This window comes from Jeongeupia wiesaeckerbachi, assembly GCF_050916355.1.
GTDB classification, from domain to species: Bacteria; Pseudomonadota; Gammaproteobacteria; order Burkholderiales; family Chitinibacteraceae; genus Jeongeupia; species Jeongeupia wiesaeckerbachi.
The window spans coordinates 389332-406037 of sequence record NZ_CP136946.1 but is presented as its reverse complement, the minus strand read 5'-3'; the positions used below and the strand labels follow the sequence as shown (position 1 = coordinate 406037).

At 65.8% G+C, this 16706-nt stretch carries 16 protein-coding genes; 6 read left to right on the top strand and 10 right to left on the bottom strand.

The window, feature by feature from the left end:
- Positions 1-11: 11 nt before the first annotated feature.
- Positions 12-1436 carry a circularly permuted type 2 ATP-grasp protein gene (locus R0382_RS01985; protein WP_432721873.1) on the bottom strand — a complete coding sequence of 475 codons (1425 nt, stop codon included), beginning with the start codon at positions 1434-1436 and terminating at the stop codon, positions 12-14.
- Positions 1437-1663: 227 nt separating this feature from the next.
- Here R0382_RS01985 and R0382_RS01980 point away from each other — a divergent pair, with 227 nt between their 5' ends.
- Positions 1664-2911 carry a 6-phosphofructokinase gene (locus R0382_RS01980; protein ID WP_432721872.1) on the top strand — a complete coding sequence of 416 codons (1248 nt, stop codon included), beginning with the start codon at positions 1664-1666 and terminating at the stop codon, positions 2909-2911.
- A 16-nt stretch (positions 2912-2927) separates the two neighbouring features.
- On the top strand, positions 2928-3602 hold the full coding sequence (locus R0382_RS01975; RefSeq protein WP_432721871.1) for a MarC family NAAT transporter: 675 nt from the start codon (positions 2928-2930) through the stop codon (positions 3600-3602).
- Positions 3603-3647: 45 nt separating this feature from the next.
- On the opposite strand, the gene R0382_RS01970 is transcribed toward R0382_RS01975, so the two are convergent.
- The 8 genes from R0382_RS01970 to mutL form a co-directional block, all read right to left on the bottom strand.
- Positions 3648-4304, bottom strand: coding sequence for a 3-oxoacid CoA-transferase subunit B (locus tag R0382_RS01970; RefSeq protein ID WP_432721870.1), 657 nt, complete (start codon positions 4302-4304; stop codon positions 3648-3650).
- Between the two features lies 1 nt (position 4305).
- Positions 4306-5007, bottom strand: a complete 702-nt coding sequence (locus R0382_RS01965; protein ID WP_432721869.1) for a CoA transferase subunit A — start codon at positions 5005-5007, stop codon at positions 4306-4308.
- 184 nt (positions 5008-5191) lie between these two features.
- Positions 5192-5968: a 3-hydroxybutyrate dehydrogenase gene (locus R0382_RS01960; protein WP_432721868.1), complete on the bottom strand. Its 777-nt coding sequence runs from the start codon at positions 5966-5968 to the stop codon at positions 5192-5194.
- Positions 5969-6031: 63 nt separating this feature from the next.
- The gene (locus R0382_RS01955) at positions 6032-7423 is read right to left on the bottom strand and encodes a GntP family permease (RefSeq protein WP_432721867.1); all 1392 of its coding nucleotides are present in this window, start codon (positions 7421-7423) and stop codon (positions 6032-6034) included.
- 501 nt (positions 7424-7924) lie between these two features.
- On the bottom strand, positions 7925-9358 hold the full coding sequence (locus R0382_RS01950; protein WP_432721866.1) for a sigma-54 interaction domain-containing protein: 1434 nt from the start codon (positions 9356-9358) through the stop codon (positions 7925-7927).
- A 289-nt stretch (positions 9359-9647) separates the two neighbouring features.
- Positions 9648-10580, bottom strand: a complete 933-nt coding sequence (miaA, locus tag R0382_RS01945) for a tRNA (adenosine(37)-N6)-dimethylallyltransferase MiaA (RefSeq protein ID WP_432721865.1) — start codon at positions 10578-10580, stop codon at positions 9648-9650.
- Positions 10577-11332, bottom strand: a complete 756-nt coding sequence (locus R0382_RS01940) for a hypothetical protein (protein WP_432721864.1) — start codon at positions 11330-11332, stop codon at positions 10577-10579. Before R0382_RS01940 ends, miaA begins: the two co-directional genes overlap by 4 nt.
- On the bottom strand, positions 11332-13236 hold the full coding sequence (gene mutL / locus R0382_RS01935) for a DNA mismatch repair endonuclease MutL (RefSeq protein WP_432721863.1): 1905 nt from the start codon (positions 13234-13236) through the stop codon (positions 11332-11334). Before mutL ends, R0382_RS01940 begins: the two co-directional genes overlap by 1 nt.
- A gap of 118 nt (positions 13237-13354) precedes the next feature.
- Here mutL and R0382_RS01930 point away from each other — a divergent pair, with 118 nt between their 5' ends.
- The 3 genes from R0382_RS01930 (at position 13355) to speG (ending at position 14852) form a co-directional block, all read left to right on the top strand.
- The gene (locus R0382_RS01930; RefSeq protein ID WP_432721862.1) at positions 13355-13744 is read left to right on the top strand and encodes a hypothetical protein; all 390 of its coding nucleotides are present in this window, start codon (positions 13355-13357) and stop codon (positions 13742-13744) included.
- Positions 13745-13869: 125 nt separating this feature from the next.
- A complete protein-coding gene (locus tag R0382_RS01925; RefSeq protein WP_432721861.1) occupies positions 13870-14310 on the top strand; it encodes a PACE efflux transporter in 441 nt (146 codons plus the stop codon).
- A gap of 11 nt (positions 14311-14321) precedes the next feature.
- Positions 14322-14852, top strand: coding sequence for a spermidine N1-acetyltransferase (speG, locus tag R0382_RS01920; protein WP_432721860.1), 531 nt, complete (start codon positions 14322-14324; stop codon positions 14850-14852).
- Here the strand turns inward: speG and R0382_RS01915 are convergent.
- Positions 14840-15775 (bottom strand): LysR substrate-binding domain-containing protein, encoded by a 936-nt coding sequence (locus tag R0382_RS01915; protein WP_432721859.1) that lies wholly within the window; start codon positions 15773-15775, stop codon positions 14840-14842. The genes speG and R0382_RS01915 overlap by 13 nt on opposite strands.
- A 115-nt stretch (positions 15776-15890) precedes the next feature.
- Between R0382_RS01915 and R0382_RS01910 the strand changes: the two genes are divergently transcribed.
- The gene (locus tag R0382_RS01910; RefSeq protein WP_432721858.1) at positions 15891-16640 is read left to right on the top strand and encodes an SDR family NAD(P)-dependent oxidoreductase; all 750 of its coding nucleotides are present in this window, start codon (positions 15891-15893) and stop codon (positions 16638-16640) included.
- The last annotated feature ends 66 nt before the right edge of the window (positions 16641-16706 follow it).

Here is a 16706-nt window from a genome sequence, read left to right as displayed (position 1 = left end):
GGTTGGATCTCCTATGCCTCCAGTATCCAGGCGTCCTTGGTGCCGCCGCCCTGCGAAGAGTTGACCACCAGCGAGCCGCGCGCCAGTGCGACTCGCGACAGGCCGCCGGGGACGATGCGCATGTCCTTGCCCGACAGTACGAAGGGGCGCAGATCGATATGCCGCGGGGCAATGCCTTCGTCGACGAAGGTCGGGCAGGTCGACAGCGCCAGCGTCGGCTGGGCGATGTAGTTGGCCGGATCGGCGCGCAGCCGGGCGCGGAAGTCGTCGATCTCGGCGCGGCTGGCCTTCGGGCCGATCAGCATGCCGTAGCCGCCGGCGCCGTGGACTTCCTTGACGACCAGCTCGTCGAGGTGGGCGAGGACGTGTGACAGCTCGTCGGGTTTGCGACATTGCCAGGTCGGCACATTGTTGAGGATCGGCTCTTCCGACAGGTAAAAACGGATCATCTCCGGCACATAGGGGTAGATCGATTTGTCGTCGGCGACGCCGGTGCCGATGGCGTTGGTGACGATCACATTGCCCTTGCGGTAGGCCGACAGCAGCCCCGGAATACCGAGCATCGAATCGGCGCGAAAGACCAGCGGGTCGAGGAAAACATCGTCGATTCGCCGGTAAATGACGTCAACTTGTCGTGGTCCGGCGGTGGTGCGCATGAAGACGCGATCGCGCTCGACAAACAGGTCGCGTCCCTCGACCAGCTCGACACCCATCTGCTGTGCCAGGAAGGCATGCTCGAAGTAGGCGCTGTTGAAATGGCCCGGCGTCATCACCACGACGGTCGGATTGTCGACGTGCGTCGCCTCGCGCAGCGTATCGTGCAGCAGGCTCGGGTAATGTTCGACCGGCGCGACGGCGTAGCGGGCGAACAGCTCCGGAAACAGCCGCATCATCATCTTGCGGTTTTCGAGCATATAGCTGACGCCGGACGGCACGCGCAGATTGTCCTCGAGCACGTAGTAGCCATCGGCATTGCGGATCACGTCGACGCCGGCGATGTGCGCGTAGGTCTGGTGCGGCAGATCGAGCCCCTGCATCGAGACCTGGTACTGGTTGTTGACCATGACCTGTGCGGCCGGCACCAAGCCGGCGCGCAGGATGTGTTGCTCGTGATAGATGTCGTGCAGGAAGGCATTGAGCGCCGTGACGCGCTGCCGCAATCCGGCCTCGAGCGTCTGCCACTCGCTGGCCGGCACGATGCGCGGAATCGTGTCGAACGGGATCAGCCGTTCGGCGCCGCTGTCATCGCCGTAAACGGCGAAGGTGATGCCGACGCGGTGAAACAGCAGCTCGGCCTCATGACGACGCCGGTCGAGGTTTTCGGGTGTCTGCGCGCCGAGCCATTGCAGGAACTCGCGGTAGTGGCCACGGGTTTCGCCGTCGTCGGCGAGCATCTCGTCAAAGCAGCCGGCGAGCGGCGGGTGAATGCGATGCATGGCGGGCTCCTGGCTTCGGGCTACAGCTTAAGAACTGAGCAAGGAACGTGCCCGGTGCAGCCCGGCGTATTTGCTGTGCGCGGCGGTGATGGTGCATCGTGCACCGCCCCGAGATGGTGCGCGGTGCGCAATCCCGAACAGGGATTGCCCCATGTCGGAAACCCCCGATGGTCTGATTGCACTGCAGCATGCCAAATTGATAAGCGAATCCCTGCTCGGAGCCGGCCATGCCGAAAAATGCGCTTTACGCCCAATCGGGCGGTGTCACCGCTGTGATCAATGCTTCCGCCTACGGCGTCATCAGCGCCGCCCGGCGCCATCCCGACGCGATCGGCACCGTCTACGCCGCACAGAACGGCATTCTCGGCGCGCTCGACGAAGTGCTGATCGATACCGCCCAGTTGAGCGACGCCGAACTCGCCGCGCTGAAGACCACGCCAGGCGGCGCCTTCGGCTCCTGCCGCCACAAGCTGCGTCACGGCGCCGAGCTGACCCGGCTGTTCGAGTTGTTCGCCGCCCACGATATCGGCTATCTGTTCTACAACGGCGGTGGCGATTCGGCCGATACCTGCCTCAAGGTCGCCGAATTCGCCCAGTACCACGGCTACGACCTGACCGCGGTGCATGTCCCCAAGACCATCGACAACGACCTGCCGCACAGCGATTGCTCGCCCGGCTTCGGCTCGGTGGCCAAATACGTCGGCACCGCGATCCGCGAAGCCGGCCTCGATGTCGCGTCGATGGCCGCCAGCTCGACCAAGGTCTTCATCCTCGAGGTGATGGGCCGCCACACCGGCTGGATTGCCGCCTCCGCCGGTTTGGCCGCGCAGGACAACGACGCGTCGCCGCACCTGATTTTGACGCCGGAGGTCGCCTTCGAGCCGGGCCGCTTCCTCAAGGCGGTGAAGGAAACCATCGCCCGCGTCGGCTACTGCACCATCGTCGCCGCCGAAGGCACGCGCGATGCCAAGGGCACCTTCCTGTCCGAAGCCGGTGGCGCCGATGCCTTCGGCCACATTCAGCTCGGTGGCGTCGCACCGATCCTGGCCAAGCTGATCAAGGACGAACTCGGCCACAAATGCCACTGGGCCGTTGCCGACTACCTGCAGCGCGCAGCGCGGCATATCGCCTCGGGCACCGATCTGGCGCAGGCGATCGCCGTCGGCGAGGCCGCGGTCGAATTCGCGGTCAAGGGCCAGCGTAGCGTGATGCCGGCGATCATCCGCGAAGACAGCGAGCCTTATCGCTGGCGCATCGACGCGGTGCCGCTGCACGATGTTGCCAACCGCGAAAAGCCCTTGCCGCGCGATTACCTCGACGCCGACGGCTGGCGCCTGTCCGCCGCCGGCCGCGATTACTTCGCGCCGCTGATCGTCGGCGAAGCGCCGCCGCCGTTCGTCGACGGTCTGCCGGCGTATCCGCGCTGGCAATTTTCCCATATGCCGAAAAAACTGATTCCGTTCGAACGGGGCTAGTTGCTAGGGTGAGGGGATGATCGCCGCAATCCTCTCCTACGTCCTGGCCGCGCTGCTGGCGCTGCTGCCGATTACCAATCCGCTGTCGGCGGCACCGCTGGTGCTGTCGATCACCGCCGACCTCACCGACGAGGAGCGGCAGCGGCAGCTCAAGCGTGCGTGCATTTATATGGCGCTGATCCTGATCACCTTCCTGCTGCTCGGGGCGCTGATCATGGATTTCTTCAGCATCTCGATCCCGGGCTTGCGGATCGCCGGCGGGCTGATCATCAGCTATCTCGGTTTCCGTATGCTGTTCCCGCCCGAGAACGGCCCTTTGCCGAGCGCCGCCCGGCAGGAGGCCAAGCGCAAGCAGGATGTCTCGTTCACACCGCTGGCGATGCCGTCGCTGGCCGGGCCGGGGTCGATTGCCGCGGTGATTTCGCTGTCGTCGTCGATCCACAACAACGTCGTGCTGCCGTTGTGGCTCGGTTATGCGTCGGTGTGCATCGGCATCATGCTGACCGCGCTGATCAACTGGTTGCTGCTACGCGTCGCGTTCAAGCTGTACTGGCGGCTCGGCGAGACCGGCCTCAACGCCATCGCCCGGTTGATGGGCTTCTTCCTGATCTGCATCGGCATCCAGTTCTTCATCGACGGTATCGCCGGCTTGCTGCGTGATCCGTCGTTCTGGCCGGGCGCCGCGGTCTGAGCGCTTGAGTCACATAAAAAACCGGCCTTGCAGGCCGGTTTTTGTTTACCGATTCAGCGCGGCAAACCCCAGTGGCACGCCGGTGCGCTCGGCGATGTCGTGACGGCTGACGTCGAGGGCGAGTTCGAGTACTTCAAGGCCGTTCTCGCCGACCTGCAGCACCCCCAGATCGGTGATGATCAGGTCGACGACCTTGAGCCCGGTCAGCGGCAAGGTGCAGTGAGGCAGGATCTTGTGCTCCTCGCTGCCGTCCTTCTTTTTGGCGACGTGCTCCATCAGCACGATGACGCGACGGACGCCGGCGACGAGATCCATCGCGCCGCCCATGCCCTTGACCATCTTGCCCGGAATCATCCAGTTGGCCAGATCGCCCTGTTCGCTGACCTGCATCGCGCCGAGGATGGCGAGGTTGATCTTGCCGCCGCGGATCATGCCGAACGAGTCGGCCGAACTGAACGTTGCCGAGCCCGGCAGCGCGGTGATCGTCTGCTTGCCGGCATTGATCAGGTCGGCGTCGATGTCGGCCTCAAGCGGGAAGGGGCCGATGCCGAGCAGGCCGTTTTCCGATTGCAGCCAGACGTCGATGCCGGCGGGGATGTAGTTGGCGACCAGCGTCGGCAGCCCGATGCCGAGGTTCACGTAAAAACCGTCCTTCAGTTCCTGCGCCGCGCGCGCGGCCATCTGTTCGCGGGTCCAGGCCATCTCAGTCTCCTTGGCGCGTCGTGCGCTGTTCGATGCGTTTTTCCGGCAGCGGGTTGTGCACCAGCCGGTGGACGAAGATGCCTGGCGTGTGGATTTCGTCCGGGTCGAGTTCGCCCGCTTCGACAATGATTTCGGCTTCGGCGACGGTGATCCGTCCGGCGGTTGCAACGTTCGGATTGAAGTTGCGCGCGGTGAGCCGGTAAACAAGGTTGCCTGAGGTGTCGGCCTTCCACGCCTTGACGAGGGCGATGTCGGCGACCAGAGCGTGCTCGAGGATGTGCGGCACGCCGTTGAACTCGCGCACCTCCTTGCCTTCGGCGACGAGCGTGCCGTAACCGGTGCGGGTGAAGAAGGCCGGGATGCCGGCGCCACCGGCGCGCAGCTTCTCGGCCAGCGTGCCTTGCGGCGTGAATTCGAGTTCGAGTTCGCCGGCGAGGTACTGGCGCTCGAACTCCTTGTTCTCGCCGACGTAGGACGAAATCATCTTCCTGATCTGCCGGCTCTCGAGCAGCTGGCCAAGACCGAAGCCATCGACGCCGGCGTTGTTCGAAATCGCGGTCAAATTGCGCACGCCGCTGTCGCGCAGCGCCGCGATCAGCGCTTCGGGAATGCCACAGAGGCCGAAGCCGCCGACGGCGACGGTCTGGCCGTCACGCACGATGTCGGCCAGCGCGCTCGCGGCATTGGGGTAGAGCTTGTTCATGGTGTTTCTCCTTCGGGATTTCGGGCTTCGGCATTCAGCGCAAGCCAGCCTCAGCGGGCGAGCGAGCCAAAGCAGTTCGTGGCCGCCCGAAGCGCAGGCACCGCAATGGACGTCATGTCCATGAGGATTCCGAGCACTGGCCGGGGACGAAATGCGCAGGCGCAGCCGCCCGATGAGCTTGGCTTCATTGGGCTGCCCAACCGCCGTCGATATTCCACGCCGCCCCACGCACTTGCGCCGCCGCATCGCTGCACAGGAACAAGGTCAGCGCGCCGAGCTGCTCCGGCGTCACGAAATCGCCCGACGGCTGTTTTTCGAGCAGCAGCGCTTTTTGCTCTGTGGCGAAATCCCGGCCGCTCTGGCTGGCGCGGGTGTCGATCTGTTTGCGCACCAGCGGCGTCAGTACCCAGCCCGGACACAGCGCGTTGCAGGTGATCCGGGTATCCGCGAGTTCGAGCGCGACCGACTTGGTCAGCCCGACCAGACCATGCTTGGCCGCGACATAGGCCGATTTCTGTGCCGATGCGACCAGGCCGTGTACCGAGGCGATATTGACGATACGCCCCCAGCCGCGTGCCTTCATGCCCGGGATGGCCAGCCGCGTCGTGTGGAATGCCGACGACAGGTTGATCGCGAGGATGGCGTCCCATTTTTCGGGCGGGAAGTCGTCGATCGGCGCGACGTGCTGGATGCCGGCGTTGTTGACGACGATGTCGGCGCCGCCGAATTCGGCGTTGGCATAGCGGATCAGCGCGTCGATTTCCTCGGGGCGGCTCATGTCGGCGCCGTGGTGGCGTACCTTGACGCCGAGCCGTTCGATCTGGCCGACCGCCGATTCGACATCGCCAAAACCGTTGAGGACGATGTTCGCGCCATTCTGCGCCAGTGTGCGGGCGATGCCGAGGCCGATGCCGCTGGTCGAGCCGGTGATGAGGGCTGTCTTGCCTTTCAGTGTGCTCATATCCATTCCCTTGGAGCCAGTCCCGATCGGCGGCAACAGCGCGGCCGCCGATCGGGGCAGGGGTCAAACCAGACCGGTGAGGTAGTAGGTGGCGATGACGACGAAGACCGCGAGCGTCTTGATCACCGTGACGGCGAAAATGTCGCGGTACGATTCGCGGTGCGTCAGGCCGGTAACGGCGAGCACGGTGATCACCGCGCCGTTGTGCGGCAGCGTGTCCATGCCGCCACTGGCCATCGCGACCACGCGGTGCAGTACCTCGAGCGGAATCCCGGCGGCCTGGCTGGCGGCGATGAAATGCTCGGACATCGCCGCGAGCGCGATGCTCATCCCGCCCGAGGCCGAACCGGTGATGCCGGCGAGCGCGCTGACGGTGACCGCGGCGTTGACCAGCGGATTCGGGATGCTTTGCAGCGCCTCGCGGATGACGATGAAACCCGGCAGCGCGGCGATGACCGCGCCGAAGCCGTATTCCGACGCGGTATTCATCGCCGCGAGCATTGCGCCGCCGATCGCCGTCTTGGTGCCGTCGGCAATCCGCTCGCGCACGGTCTTGAACGCGGTGATCAGCACGAAGATGATGCCGAGGAGCAGCGCGGCCTCGACCGCCCAGATCGCCGTGATCTTGGGAATCGCCGTCGTCACCGGCTCGGCCATGCCGGCGAGCTTGAGCGCGTATTCCTTGCCGTACCACAGCGGGATCAGCTTGGTGAACGCGAAGTTGGCGATGCCGATCAGCAATAGCGGCGCGACGGCGAGCCACGGCGACGGCAGCTTGCTGGTGTCGACCGGTTCGGGCTCGTTCAACAGGCTGGTGCCGTAGCCTTCACCCTTGGCCTGCAGCGAGCGGCGCCGCCAGTCGAGGTAGGCGATGCCGACGATGATGATGAAGATTGCCCCGACGGTGCCGAGCATCGGCGCGGCCCAGGTCGTGGTCTTGAAGAAGGTGGTCGGGATGATGTTCTGGATCTGCGGCGTACCCGGCAGCGCGTCCATCGTGAACGAGAATGCGCCCAGCGCGATGACACCGGGAATCAGCCGCTTCGGAATCTGGCTCTGGCGGAACAGTTCGGCCGCGAACGGGTAGACGGCGAACACGACGACGAAGAGCGAGACGCCGCCGTAGGTCAGCAGCGCACAGACGACGACGATGACGGTGATCGCGCGGCTGGCGCCGATCCAGCGGATCACTGCGGCGACGATGGCCTTGGAGAAGCCCGACAGCTCGACCAGTTTGCCGAACACCGAACCGAGCAGGAAGACCGGGAAGTAGAGCTTGATGAAACCGACCATCTTTTCCATGAACACGCCGGAAAAGACCGGTGCGACCGCCGACGGATCGGTCAGCAGTACGGCGCCCAGTGCGGCGATCGGTGCCATCAGGATGACGCTGTAGCCGCGGTAGGCCACCAGCATCAGAAAGACGAGTGCGGCAAGTGCAATGACAAAATCCATGAATGCTCCTCCAGTGGATGAGAGCGAGCGGCGGTGATCGTGCCCCTGTCACCGCGCGTCGCGCTGGCGCCGGCCTGCGGGGAGGACCCCGTGCCGGTGCGCTACCGGTATAGGAGCAGTTTCCGTACCAGGCGAGGCGGACCAGCGAAAACCGCGCCAATGCTGGCTTTGCGGTTTGCATGGCAATGCCGGTCGTCTCCAAACGTAGACAATGCTGACGACACGCTGGCACCAAAATTCATCACGATATCAGGCGCTTGAGTGCGGAGAGGACATTGTCTCCGATTGGAGACGGTCGTCTCTGGATGGAGACAGGGGCGGGCGTCACCGATGCCGATGGTGCGGGCGCTCCAACTGGCGATCGCGGTCGGCGATCAGCGCCGCGCATTGCGCCCCGGAGCGCGGCCGTCCCGCTGAGCTAGGAGAGATGAGCCGACGATGGCCCCTTTGTGGGGCGGGCATCGTGGGGAGGAATGGTGTCGCCGCCGAGCGGGGTGGGATCTAAGGCTGATTGCTACGCAAGCCGTGCAGCACCATCTTCTTGTAGAACGTTGCGCGGCCGATGCCGAGGCGGGCGGCGGCATCGATGACGCGACCGCTGCACGCCGCCAGCGCGTCTTCGAGCAGTTGTTTCTCGAAGCAGGCCATGGCGTCGGCGTGGCTGGGCGGCGCGTCCCGCCGGCTGGGCGCCTGGCCGGGGCGCAACAGCGGCTGCAGCTCGGCGACGTCGAGTTGCAGATGGTCGCTGAGCATGGTCGCGCGTTCGAGCACATTGCGCAGTTCGCGCACATTGCCGGGCCAGTCGTAGCCTTGCAGCAGGGCGATACCGGCCGGGGTGATCCGCCGGCGCGCACCGCCCTCGGTCGCCGCCAGCTCGGCGAAAATCGTTTCGCACAGTGCGGCGATGTCCGAGCTTCGTTCACGCAGCGGCGGCAAATGGATCGACAGCACATTGAGCCGGTAGAAAAGGTCGGCCCGGAAGGCGCCGGTTTCGACCTGCTGCAACAAGCGGGCCGACGTCGCGGCGATGATGCGCACGTCCGAGCGGACCACCTGATTCGAGCCGAGTGCTTCGAACTCCTTGTCCTGCAGCACGCGCAACAGCTTGGCCTGCAGGGCCAGCGGCAGGTCGCCGATTTCGTCGAGGAATAGCGTGCCGCCGTCGGCGAGCTGGAATTTGCCGATCCGGCCCTTGCGGTCGGCGCCGGTGTAGGCGCCAGCGGTGGCGCCGAACAGTTCGGCCTCGAGCAGCGCTTCCGGAATCGCCGCCATGTTCAGCGTCACCAGCGGCTTGTTCGCCCGGCGTGATGCGCTGTGGATCGCGTGCGCCAGCACCTCCTTGCCGGTACCGGTTTCGCCGAGCAGCAGCACCGGCGAATCCATTGTCGCGGCGCGTTGCGCCTGGCGTTTGACCTCCTCGCTGGCCGGCGCGCTGCCGACAAAGCTGTCGAACGAATACTTGGCGCGGCGCGTCTGCGCCAGCGACTCGCGCGCGGCGGCGAGTTCGGCGTTCAGCTTGCCGACCTTGGCGATCAGCGGCGATAGCGAGTGTACTTCGTCGTAGAGCGCGAAGCCGATCGCGCCGACGACGCGGCCAGCTTCGTCGCGCAAGGGCAGGCGGGTGACGACGAGCGAGCCGCTGCGCGTCGGCATCAGGTCGAGCAGCATCGGCTTGCCGGTGCGGACGACTTCGCGCAGCAGACTCGACGGAATTACTTCCTCGACGTCGCGGCCGAGCGCGTCGTCCGGATTCTTGAAGCCGAAACGGTCGGCGTAGCGGGCGTTGATCCAGACGACGCGCGTGTCGGCGTCGACGATGACGGTGCCTTCGCTAAACGTTTCGAACGAACGGAACAGCGAGGTGATCGCCCAGTCGCGTGTCTGTTCGTAATCGGCCAGATGCGTGCCGAGGATGGCGGTAGACAGGTCGGACATCGTCGGTTCCGTTTAGAAGGCTGGGTGCGGCGAATGCCCCAAGGGCGTTGGCGGGGCAATGGCCCAGTGTAACGGCGCGGTCAGGCTGCGCGAAACGCGGGCGATGCGCGATGGACGGCGGCGCAACGCCACCGGCGGTACTGGCAGCGTCTGGCGCAGGGTCCGATCGGTGAACGAAGCAAGCCTGTTTGCGATTGCGCGACGCGAGCGTGAGCCGAGCTTGCCCCGCAGCGGCATGCCACGCTTCGGATCGCTGCACGCAAGCGCAGCGGCCTGACGGGACCGGTGCCTAGCCGCGAACCCAGTCGGCGATGCGCGTGGTGACCGCGTCGGCGAGGTCGGCGCGCTGGCAGTCCAACGTTTCGACGTCGTCCATGCCGCGCAACCAGGTCAGCTGGCGCTTGGCGAGCTGGCGCGTAGCGGCGATGCCCTTGTCACGCAGCGTTGCCGCGTCGTATTCGCCGGCAAGGTGCTCCCAGGCCTGACGGTAGCCGACGCAGCGCATCGAGGGGAGGTCGAGCGACAGCGTGTACTTGTGCTGCAGCGCGCGCACTTCGGCCAGCAGGCCGCCTTCGAGCATCAGGTCGAAACGCTGCGCGATCCGCGCGTGCAGCCAGGCGCGATCGTTCGGCGCCAGCGCGAGCTTGTGCAGCGTGTACGGCAGCGGCTCGGCGGTCGGCGCGGCGAGCAGTTCGCTCATCGGCTTGCCGGCAAGGATGCAGATTTCCAGCGCCCGGCCGATCCGTTGCGCATCGTTTGGCGCCAGCCTTGCGGCGGTGACCGGATCGAGTGTCGCCAGCCGCGTGTGCATGCCGGGCCAGCCGATGTCGACTGCGTCGGCCTCGATCTGCAGCCGCAAGGCGGCGTCGGCCTGCGGCAGGTCGTGCAGCCCGTATTGCAGCGCGTTGTAATACATCATCGTGCCGCCGACGAGCACCGGCACCTTGCCGCGGGCCGAAATGTCGGCCATCAGCGCCAGCGCGTCGTTGCGGAACTGCGCGGCCGAATAGCTCTGCTCAGGACTGATGATGTCGATCAGGTGGTGTGGCGCGCGCGCCAGTTCGCCGGCATCGGGCTTGGCGGTGCCCACAATCATGTCGCGGAACACCAGCGCTGAATCGACCGAAATCAGTTCGACCGGCAGGCCGGCCTCGACCAGTGCGATGGCGCTGGCGGTCTTGCCCGACGCGGTCGGGCCCATCAGGAAAATGGCCGGGGTCATCGTTGCAGTCTTTGCATCAGAAGGTTGGCGCCATAGCCGGCACCGAGGGCGATGGCCGCCGCCGGCAGCGCGGCCCAGCCGCCGAGATGGGCGGCGAGCGGCGCGAGGCACAGCAGGCTTGCGCCGGTGCCGACGAGGCCGGTGAGAAAACCGCGCAGCTGCACCAGCACCGCATCGCGGCCGGCGTTGGCAAGCGTGAACGCCGGGATCACCGTCGCGGCGACCGGGCCGGCCGACAGCACGCCGGTCAGCGCCGGGCCGAGTGGCAAGGTCAGCGCGGTCAGCGAAACGACCAGCGCGAAGGCGGCGGCCATCCGGGTAGCGATTTCGATTTTGGGCAGCGGCACGATGCGCGGCAGCAGCCAGCCGACGGCGATCAGCAGCCCGGCGAGCGCGGTGACGCCAAGCGGCAGGCTGTGTGCTAGCCCGCCGAACGCCAGTGCGACCGCGGTGCACAGATAAATCAGCCAGCCGCAGGCGAGCATGCCGGGCCAGCCAAAGCGCCGGCTGGCAAAGCCGAGCGCCAGCATGTAGACGATATTGGCCCACAAGCCGGCCGGCGCGGCGCTGGCGGCGGCGAGCGCGTAATCCTGGCCGTGTTCGAGCCACAGCGCGGCGATCACGCAGGCGGCGATCAGCGGCAGCCCGCCGAGCAGGCCAGCGGCGGCCGGGCCCCAGCGCTTGCCGGCGAGGCTGGCCAGCCCGATCACCAGCGGGCCGGCAAACAGCTTGACCGCGATCACGCTGCTCATCACTGGCCGCGCATGAAGAGTTTGTCGAGGTCGTTCATCGTCAGCCGGAACCACGTCGGCCGGCCATGGTTGCACTGGCCCGAGCGTTCGGTGATTTCCATCTCGCGCAACAGCGCGTTCATCTCCGGAATCGTCAGCGCGCGGTTGGCGCGCACCGAGCCGTGGCAGGCCATCGTCGCGAGGATCTCGTTGCGCCGGCCGGTCAATACCTGGCTGGCGCCGACGTCGCGGATGTCGGCGAGCACCGACTTGGCCAGCTCGACCGCGTCGGCGTCTTTCAGGAGCAGCGGCACGCCACGGATCGCCAGATGCGTCGGCGACTGCACCGACAGATCGAAGCCGAGCTGCGCCAGCGCGTCGCCGTGGTCCTCGACCGTGGCGACGTCGAGCCGGTCGGCCGGGAAGACGTGCGGGATCAGCAAGGGCTGCGTCGGCAGTTGTTCGAGGTCCAGCGCGTTCTTGAGCTTTTCATAGACGACGCGCTCGTGCGCCGCATGCATGTCGACGACGATCAGCCCGTCGGCGGTTTGCGACAGCACGTAGACGCCGTGCAATTGCGCCAGTGCGAAACCGAGCGGCGGAATGCCGGCGTCGTCGCGGGCCGGGAAGGGCGCTGGCGTCGGCGGCGCGGCCGCGAAGACGGCTTGCGGTTCGCGACCGGATTGCCCGGCTGGCAAGTTGGCATCGGCAGGGCTGCTGCGCAGATCGCCGAACATCCGCTCGTACAGCGCCAGCGGCTCGTTCGCCATCGGCAAGGGCATCGGCTGCTGGCTGTAAGCGCCCCGCGCGGCGAGGTCGGCGTAGCTTTGCGGCCGGGACTGGCCGATGGGCAGGCCAGCCGCAGGCGAGGCCGGCGCGAGTACTTCGCCGGTGTCCGGGTCGATATGGGCCGGAACGGCCATCGGGTCGGCGCCGGCCTTGGTATCGGCCAGCGCCTTTTTCAGCGAATGCAGCAAGAAGCGGTACACCGCCTGCGATTCGCGGAAGCGCACCTCGATCTTGGTCGGGTGGACGTTGACGTCGACACCCTCAGGTTCGAGGTCGAGGAACAGGCAGTAGGCGGCGTGGCGGTCGTGATGCAGCACGTCGCGATAGGCCTCGCGCAGCGCGTGCTGGATCACCTTGTCGCGGACGAAGCGGCCGTTGACGAAGAAATACTGCGCATCGCGGCTGGCCTTGCCCAGCGTCGGGCTGCCGGTCAGACCGTGGATGCGCAGCGGCCCGGCGGCTTCGTCGATCGCGATCGCGCTGGCGGCGAATTCGTCGCCGAGGATGGCCGCGGCGCGTTTGGAGAGGTCGCCGGCCAGATAGCGCTGTTGTGCGCGGCCGTTGTGCGTCAGCGTGAACTGCTTGGCCGGATTCGCCAACGCCAGCCGCTGCACCATGTCGGCGCAGTGGGCGTATTCGGTGCTGTCGGATTTGAGGAACTTGCGCCGCGCCGGCAGCTGGTAATACAGATCGTGCACTTCGATCATCGTGCCCATCGCCAGCGCCGCCGGCTCGGGCTCGGTCAGCCGGCCGTGGTCGGCCTCGACCCGCCACGCGTGCGTGCCGTCACGTTCCCGGCTCGTCAGCACCAGCCGCGAGACCGACGCGATCGACGCCAGTCCTTCACCACGAAATCCCAGCGTCGCAACGCGCTGGAGATCGTCGAAATCGCGGATCTTGCTGGTCGCGTGCCGGTGCAGCGCCAGGCCGAGATCGTCGCGGCCGATGCCGATGCCGTCGTCGATCACCTTGATCAATTTGGTGCCGCCCGCCATGAGCTCGACGTTCAGATTGTCGGCCCCGGCGTCGATGCTGTTTTCCAGCAATTCCTTCAGCGCATTCGCCGGCCGCTCGACGACCTCGCCGGCGGCGATCTGGTTGACGAGGGTATCGGACAGGACCTGAATGCGGGGCATGACGGGGACGGGGGCAAGCAAATCAATATGATAACAGTTGCTGATTCGATTCTTGACGGCGGCCGATGCTTCCGGTCTGGCACAATCCGCCCTTTCCGTGTCCTTGTACGACGAGTCGATGACCTTCCCACTCAATACCGACATTCCCCGTTACGGCGCCGACGATGACACCGAGCAGGCGTGGCAGTGGTTTCACGCCGTTGCTCAACTCGTCGCCACCGAGCTGGCGGCGCAGCGGCCGGGCACGCTGGCGCTGGTCGACGATGGCGAGGAGGTCTACTGGCTGACCGAGCAGGACGGCTTTCGCTATCTGGCTACGGCGTTGACGTTCGAAGGCGAGGTGGTGCTTAGCGGTGCCGCCCGCGTGATCGATCTGGTCGGTCTTGGCGTCGACGAACTGAACTACAAGCGCGAGACGCTGATGCGCTGGTTGATGGAGCAGACGACGATGCGCGTTGGCGACGCCCGCTTGCTGCGGCTGCCACCGCTGGCGCACACGCCGGATTGAGTCAGTGGCCCGCAGCTTGTCGGGCGATGGCACGGCTGAACCCATCTGCAAAATCGATGGATACTGACTGGATCAGTGCCAGCAGATGAATAGACTGCGGGTTTCGTTGTAACAAGGAGGCTGACGTGCGCAACGTTGCCGACCGCATCCGCCATGCCGTGCTGTTCGAACTCCTCGGCGTGCTGCTGGTGATTCCCTACGGTTTTCTGCTGTTCGACCTGGCGCCGGCCAAGATGGGCGTGATCGGCGTGGGCAGCGCGCTGGTCGCCACGGTGTGGAACTACGTCTACAACCTCGGTTTCGACCGGCTGATGCTGCGCCACACTGGCACGACGCGCAAAACGCTGCGGCAGCGCATCCTGCATGCGCTGCTGTTCGAGGGCGGCCTGCTGCTGATCCTGCTGCCGGCGATGGCGCTCTATCTGCAGATCAGCCTGTGGCAGGCGCTGGTGATGGATCTGGCGATTGTCGTGTTCTATCTCGTCTACGCCTTCGTGTTCAACTGGGCTTACGACTGGGTGTTTCCGGTCGCCGAACCCGCACCGCCTGCTGTCGGGGCGGCCTGAAGGAGATGACCATGCCGAATGGATTGCGATTGCGCCCGCTCGAGCGCGACGACCTGCGTTTCGTCCACGCGCTGAACAACGACGCCGGAATCATGCGTTACTGGTTCGAGGAACCGTATGAAACCTTTGCCGAGCTGTCCCAGCTCTACGATCAGCACGTGCACGACCAGCGCGAACGGCGTTTTGTCGCCGTTGACGAGCATGGTGAAACGGTGGGTCTGGTCGAGCTGATCGAGCTCGATTACATCCATCGCCGCGGCGAGTTCCTGATCATCATCGCGCCGGGCGCGCAGGGCCGCGGTTTTGCCTCCGGCGCCACCCGGCTGGCGATCCACTATGCGTTCTCGGTGCTGAACCTGCGCAAGCTGTATCTGGTGGTCGACGTGTCGAACCGGGCGGCGATCCACGTCTACGAGAAGTGCGGCTTCGTTACCGAGGCCGAGCTGATCGAGGAATACTTCAGCAACGGCCGCTATCACAACGTGCTGCGGATGTGCTTGTTCCAGTCGGATTACCTGGCCAACCGCACTCAGACGGCCTGAGTATCGCCGCCCAGTTCGTGCGACAGCGCTTCGGCGACGAAGTCGCTGAACGCCCTGACCTTGGCCGCCTGCGCGCGGGCACGCGGATAGACCAGATGGATTGGCGGGCTGGTCGCCGTCCAGCCGGGCAGTAGCCGGACCACCTCGCCGCTGGCGATCTCAGCGTCGAACAGCCAGCTGGGCGAGTAGGCGATGCCGATGCCGGACAGCACCGCGGTGCGGATGACTTCGCTGCTGTTCGATTGCAGGTTGCCGGTCACGCGGATCGTCTGGGTCGTCCCGGCCGCGACACCGGCGTGCGCGCCTGCGGTAAACAGCCAGGCGTTGCCGGCGCTGAGCTCGGTGTAGACAAGACAATTGTGTTGCGCCAGCTCGGCCGGGGTGCAGGGCACGACCGGCAGCGACGCGATATGGCCGCGACTGGCCAGTGCCATCCGCTGCGAAGTGCCGATGCGCCGCGCAATCAGGCCACTGTCGCCCAGTTCGCCAATCCGGATCGCCACATCGACACCCTGTTCGACCAGGTCGACGAAGCCGTCATGCAGCCGCAGATCGATGGATACATCGGGGTGGGCGGCCAGGAAGCGCTGCACCAGCGGCATCAGCTTGAGCCGGCCGAAACCGACTGCCGCAGCGATCCGCAACGGCCCGCTGAGGCGATGCTCCTTCTGCTGCAATGCGGCTTCGAGTTCGCTCACTTCGGCGACAAGCCGCCGGGCCTGCTCGAAGTAGTGCGCGCCGGCCTCGCTCAAGGCCAGTGCCCGGGTCGAGCGATTCAGCAGGCGCACGCCCAGCGCGTGTTCAAGTGCGGCGATCTGCTTGCTGATGGTGCTCTGCGTGGTGTGCCGTTCGCGCGCCACGGCCGAAAAACTGCCGGTTTCGACGACCCGAACGAAGGTCTGCATGGCTTGAAGCCGGTCCATGAGTCGCGCCAATAAAGTCCATCAAGGAATAAATGATAGGCGATCGAGTTGGCTTATTGATTGATTGGGAATGGACGAAGATCGGCGTCACGACCTGAACCCAAGGAGTGAAACCATGAGCAAGCCCGTTGTCCTGATCACCGGCGCCCTGACCGGCATTGGCCGCGCCACCGCCATCGCATTTGCACGGGAAGGCGCCCGGCTGATTGTCAGTGGCCGCCGCGACGCGGCCGGTGCCGCGCTGGTCGCCGAACTGCATGCGCTCGACGCCGAAGCCGAATACGTCCACGCGGACGTGCATAACGAGGCCGATGTGCAGCAGCTGGTGGCGCGTACCGTTGCGCGCTTCGGTCGGCTCGACGTCGCCGTCAACAATGCTGGCACCGAAGGGCAATCCGGCCCGCTGGTCGAGCAGACCGTCGAAAACTACGAGGCGACGTTTCAAACCAATGTGCGTGGTGTGCTGTTGTCGCTCAAGCACGAGCTGGCGGTGATGATTCCGCAGGGCAGCGGCGCGATCGTCAACCTGTCGTCTATCGTGGGCCAGGTCGGCATGGCCGGCGCCTCGGTCTATGCGGCGAGCAAATTCGCCGTCGAGGGGCTGACCAAGAGTGCTGCCCTTGAGGCTGCGCCACACGGCGTCACCGTTAACGCCGTCGCGCCGGGGCCGGTGCGGACCGACATGTTCGAGCGCTTCACCGGCAACGACGCGGCCGTCCAGACCGGACTGCTGACGTCGCTGCCCAACCCGCGTGCGGCGGAAGCCGACGAAATCGCCCAGACGATCGTTTTCCTCGCCAGCGGCAAGGCGCGCTACCTGAATGGCCAGAGTGTGGCGGTCGATGGCGGCTACACCGCGCGTTGAATTCCCGACGAGAAGCGCCGGAAAGCAAAAAACGCGACCCGAAGGTCGCGTTTTTTTTGATTTTGT